This window comes from Anaerotruncus massiliensis (ex Togo et al. 2026) (assembly GCF_030825285.1).
GTDB classification, from domain to species: domain Bacteria; phylum Bacillota; class Clostridia; order Oscillospirales; family Ruminococcaceae; genus Anaerotruncus; species Anaerotruncus massiliensis.
Genome location: NZ_JAPJQF010000097.1, coordinates 1 through 4,069 on the forward strand (window position 1 = coordinate 1; position 4,069 = coordinate 4,069).

The 4,069-nt window shown below is 64.5% G+C and carries 5 protein-coding genes and 1 pseudogene; all 6 read right to left on the reverse strand.

Annotated elements, in window-relative coordinates:
• Positions 1–324: pseudogene (locus RCI06_RS14260) on the reverse strand (translation initiation factor IF-2 N-terminal domain-containing protein); the annotation flags it as partial.
• A gap of 91 nt (positions 325–415) precedes the next feature.
• Positions 416–742, reverse strand: coding sequence for a ribosomal L7Ae/L30e/S12e/Gadd45 family protein (locus RCI06_RS14265; protein ID WP_101552742.1), 327 nt, complete (start codon positions 740–742; stop codon positions 416–418).
• Positions 735–1,010, reverse strand: a complete 276-nt coding sequence (gene rnpM / locus RCI06_RS14270; RefSeq protein WP_101552744.1) for an RNase P modulator RnpM — start codon at positions 1,008–1,010, stop codon at positions 735–737. The genes RCI06_RS14265 and rnpM overlap by 8 nt, the downstream gene beginning before the upstream one ends.
• A gap of 46 nt (positions 1,011–1,056) precedes the next feature.
• Positions 1,057–2,115 (reverse strand): transcription termination factor NusA, encoded by a 1,059-nt coding sequence (nusA, locus tag RCI06_RS14275; protein WP_101552746.1) that lies wholly within the window; start codon positions 2,113–2,115, stop codon positions 1,057–1,059.
• 42 nt (positions 2,116–2,157) lie between these two features.
• A complete protein-coding gene (gene rimP / locus RCI06_RS14280) occupies positions 2,158–2,646 on the reverse strand; it encodes a ribosome maturation factor RimP (RefSeq protein ID WP_306576427.1) in 489 nt (162 codons plus the stop codon).
• Positions 2,647–2,819: 173 nt separating this feature from the next.
• Complete coding sequence (locus RCI06_RS14285; RefSeq protein ID WP_306576428.1) at positions 2,820–3,428, reverse strand: NAD(P)H-dependent oxidoreductase; 609 nt, start codon at positions 3,426–3,428, stop codon at positions 2,820–2,822.
• Positions 3,429–4,069: the final 641 nt, after the last annotated feature.

A 4,069-nucleotide genomic window follows, 5' to 3' on the forward strand; every position in this document is an offset into this window, starting at 1 on the left:
CCGAGCAGGCGCGCGCTGGGCCGCGGCCTGGCGCGCCGCCTCCTGACGGGCGGCCTCCTGGGCCGCGCGCGCCTGCTCGGCGGCCTGCCGGGCGGCTTCCTGCGCGGCTTCCTTCCTGGCGCGCCCCGCCGCAAAGTATTCGTCGAAGCTCTCCACCTGGTTCTGGTTGGTATAGTGGTTGAAGATCACGCTGAGCTCCTGCTCGTTGAGGGCGGTCATGCTCTTGCGCTCCCCCTGGAAATTCGCCGCGAGCAGGTCGACGACCTCCTTGCTCGCAACGCCGAGATCCTTCGCGACCTCGTGGACCCTGTACTTTTCTATCATAGAATCAAATCCTCCTCTTAGTCCGTAGTGACGGTACCTGACGTTCGCAAACCACAGCCGTCACCGCGGAGTTGGAACGCTTTCCCGGGATCTATTGTTCGGCCGTCTCCGCCCCCTCCGGGGGGAGCAGGCCGGCGATCATCTTTGCAAAACCGCCGTCGCACACCGCGAAGACGCCGTAACGCTTGCCCGCCGTGGCCCACAGCTCATCCATCGTGCGCGGGATCATCCGCAGGGGGACCTTCCCCTCTTCGCACGCGAACCGCATCTGGCGCACCGTGCGTTCGGCCGCGTCCGACGCGAGCAGCACCAGCCGGGCGCCGCCTTTCATAATCTCTTCCCGTACCACGTCCCCGCCCATTTTGAGCCTGCCCGCCTTGCGGCAGAGGGAGAGGGCCGAGAGCAGCTTATCATTCATCCGGAGGTTCCCCCATTTCTCGCTCGAGGCGCTCGTACACCTCGTCGGGGATTTTACAGTCGAACGCGCGCTCGAGCCGGCGCGCCTTGCGCGCCTTTTTGAGGCAGTCGGGGTTCTGGCAGAGGTAGGCGCCGCGGCCCGATTTTTTCCCCGTCGGGTCGAGCAGGATCTCCCCCTCCGGCGTGCGAACCACCCGCACGAGCTCCTTTTTCGGCCTGTGCTCGGCGCATCCCGAACACATGCGCACCGGCTGTTTTTTCTGTACCATCTTTTCCTCCTTGTCGCGCCCGCGCACGCGGGCCGGGGTCGGGAAGTTATTCGCCGTAGAAGCCGCTCTCCGGCTTGATGTCGATCTTCCAGCCGGTCAGCTTGGCGGCGAGGCGGGCGTTCTGGCCCTTGTTGCCGATCGCCAGCGAAAGCTGGTGGTCGGGCACCGTGACCTTGCAGCTCTTGGCCCCCTCGGGGTCGAGCTCGACCCCCAGCACGTCGGCCGGGGAGAGCGCCGCCGCGATGAATTCGGCCGGGTCGGCGGAATATTTGACCACGTCGATCTTTTCCCCGCCCAGCTCGTCGACAATCGCCGACACGCGCTGGCCCTTGGGACCGATGCAGGCGCCCACCGGGTCGACGTTCTCGTCGTTCGACCAGACGGCGATCTTGGTGCGGCTGCCCGCCTCGCGGGAGATCGACTTGACCTCGATCGTGCCGTCGAAGATCTCGGGCACCTCCATCTCGAAGAGGCGCTTGACCAGCCCCGGATGGGTGCGGGAGATCATGATGCGCGGGCCCTTTTCGCCGTTGACCACGTCGACGACGTAGACCTTGACGCGCGAGTTGTCGGGGAACTCCTCGCCGGGGACCTGCTCGCTCTTGGGCAGAATCGCCTCCGACTTGCCGATCTCCAGCGTGACGTTGCCCTTCTTGGGGTCGGTCTTAATGACCGTGGCGGTCACGATGTCGTGCTGGCGGGAGGAATACTCCTCAAAGAGCTGGCCGCGCTCCACCTCGCGGATGCCCTGGCGGATGACGTGCTTGGCGGTCTGGGCCGCGATGCGGCCGAACTGCTTGGTGTCGAGCGGGATCTCCACCACGTCCCCGAGCGTCGCGCCGCTCTGGTATTTGGCGGCCTCCTCCGGGAGGAGCTCCTGCGCCGGGTCGAGCACGTCGTCGACCACCGTCTTGCGCATCGCCACATAGAACCGGCCGGTGCCGGGGTCGATCTCCACGACGCTGTCCTCGGACGCGCCCATGTCCCGGCGGATCGCGTTGCCGATCGCGGTCGCGATCTTTTCCGCCAGAAGGCTTCGCGGGATGCCCTTTTCCTTTTCAAGAAGCGCCAGAGCCTCAAAAAATTCGGTGTTGCTCGTTTCCATTTTTCGGTTGCCTCCATCAATGTCGTAATCCGGGCTTTCCCGTTAAAATTCTTCGTACAGCCGCACAAACGCGGTCTCGGCCAGGGTGAAGGCCATCTCCACGTCCCCGTCCAGCTCGACCGAGATCGTCCCATCCTCATGGTATGCGGAAAGGGTCCCGATAAAGTCGCGCTCCCCCTCCACCGGCCGGATGAGCCGCACCAGCACGTCGCAGCCGAGGTACTTCCTGAAATGCCAGTCCTTCGTCAGCCGCCGCTCGACGCCGGGCGAGCCGACCTCCAGCGTATAGCTCTGGGGGATCGGGTCCTTTTCATCCAGCAGGTCGCTCATCGCGCGGGAAAACGCCTCGCATTCGTCGATCGTCACGCCGCCGTCCGCGTCCTTGTCGATAAAGTAGCGCAGGTACCAGCCCGCGCCCTCCTTTTCAAACACGACGTCCCACAGATAGACGCCGATCCCCTCGGCCACCGGCGCGGCCAGTTCCGCGCAGACCGCGGCCGTGTTGGGGCGCTTGCCCTTTGGCTGGGTCAACCAAATCCCTCCATACACAAAGGAAAGAGTGAGGTCAACCTCACTCTTTCACAGTTGTTACTATTCTTACAGTAATATACTCTATCACAATTTTTTCCGGATTGCAAGCGGTTATCCCCTTTTTCCTGCGATTTCAGGGGCTTTGCGGCCCTTTCCGGTCCGAAAATCCGCCCTTACCAGCTCTCGGCAAAGGCCGCCGCCTGTTTTTTCGCGCCGCGCAGGATCGCTTCGGGGTCGTTGCCGACGATGTCCAGCCCGTGCGTCCACAGGTAATCGAACCCGTCCACCCCGAACATCGCGCAGATGCCCCGCAGGTAGGAAAGCGCCGTCCCGTACAGCGTCAGGTCCTCGTGCGTGAAGTCGCCGCCGCTCGTTGTGATCAGCAGCATCTTCTCCCCCCGGCACAGCCCCCGCAGCCTGCCGTCCGGCTCGGGCGAAAAGGTGATGCCGCTCACGCTCACCCGCTCGATATAGACCTTGAGCAGCGCGGGGAAGCTCAAATCCCAATAGGGCGCAGCGATGACGATCTTGTCCGCCGCCGCGAACTGCCGCGCCAGCTTGAAATAGTCGTCCGCCTGCCCGCCCCGCGCAAGCAGCGCGTCGCGGTATTCCAGCTCCTTACCCGTGAAATAGGCGAGCCCCAGCCCCGCCAGCGTCAGCTCCTCGATTTCATCCCGCGGATGCTGCTCCCGGTAGGCGTTCATGAACGCCTCCGCCACCGCGTAGGTCCGGGAGACCTCCCACCCGCGCGCGCAGGCGTCGACAAAAAGTACCTTTGACATGCGTGTTCCTCCTGTTTCTCGGGCGTTCCCCCGGGATGATGATCCTTTTCTCCATTATAGGGTACCGCCGAAATGAAGTCAATTGCCGGGGATTCTCCTTGGATTTTCCGCCCGGGGGCCGGAGGGCCTTTTTTGCGCCCCTCCGGGGCGCACCTTGTAAGAGATTCTGCCGCAGGCAGTTCCTCTATGGGAATCCAAAGGGGCGTAAGCCCCTTTGAACGCGCGTCGCCGCGCAGCGGCGCTCCGGCGAAGCCGGGCAGCGCGTTTTAGCCAGGGCCCGCCCCGGCAGGCGGTTTTGGGTTTGCCGCGCTGCGCCCGGCGGGGCTTTTTTCGCGCCCCTCTGGGGCGCTTTAGATGTGCCGCCTGCGGCGGCGGAGATTGCCGGGTCCCGCCCCGGCAGGCGGGCCGACTTCTTGCGCGCCCAAGAAGTCGACGGAAGAAGGGCGCTCAAGGGGGGCTCACTTGAAGAAGGCAGGGCGCAAAGCTCGCCCCCCTTGAGAATCCCCCCTCCGCTCACGTCCAGCCAGCCGCAGGTAGAAGACTGGTACCGCTGCACCCAACATCCGGTTGTCGGAAGGCTCGCCAAAACCCACGGCGGAAAACAACGCCCGTTCCGGGCGTTCGCGCGCTCTGCGCGCGTG

Excerpts from the sequence above, each read along its gene's own strand:
- RCI06_RS14265 (WP_101552742.1), bottom strand. The coding sequence starts at position 742 with ATGAATGATAAGCTGCTCTCGGCCCTCTCCCTCTGCCGCAAGGCGGGC.
- rnpM (WP_101552744.1), bottom strand. The coding sequence starts at position 1,010 with ATGGTACAGAAAAAACAGCCGGTGCGCATGTGTTCGGGATGCGCCGAG.
- nusA (WP_101552746.1), bottom strand. The coding sequence starts at position 2,115 with ATGGAAACGAGCAACACCGAATTTTTTGAGGCTCTGGCGCTTCTTGAA.
- RCI06_RS14285 (WP_306576428.1), bottom strand. The coding sequence starts at position 3,428 with ATGTCAAAGGTACTTTTTGTCGACGCCTGCGCGCGCGGGTGGGAGGTC.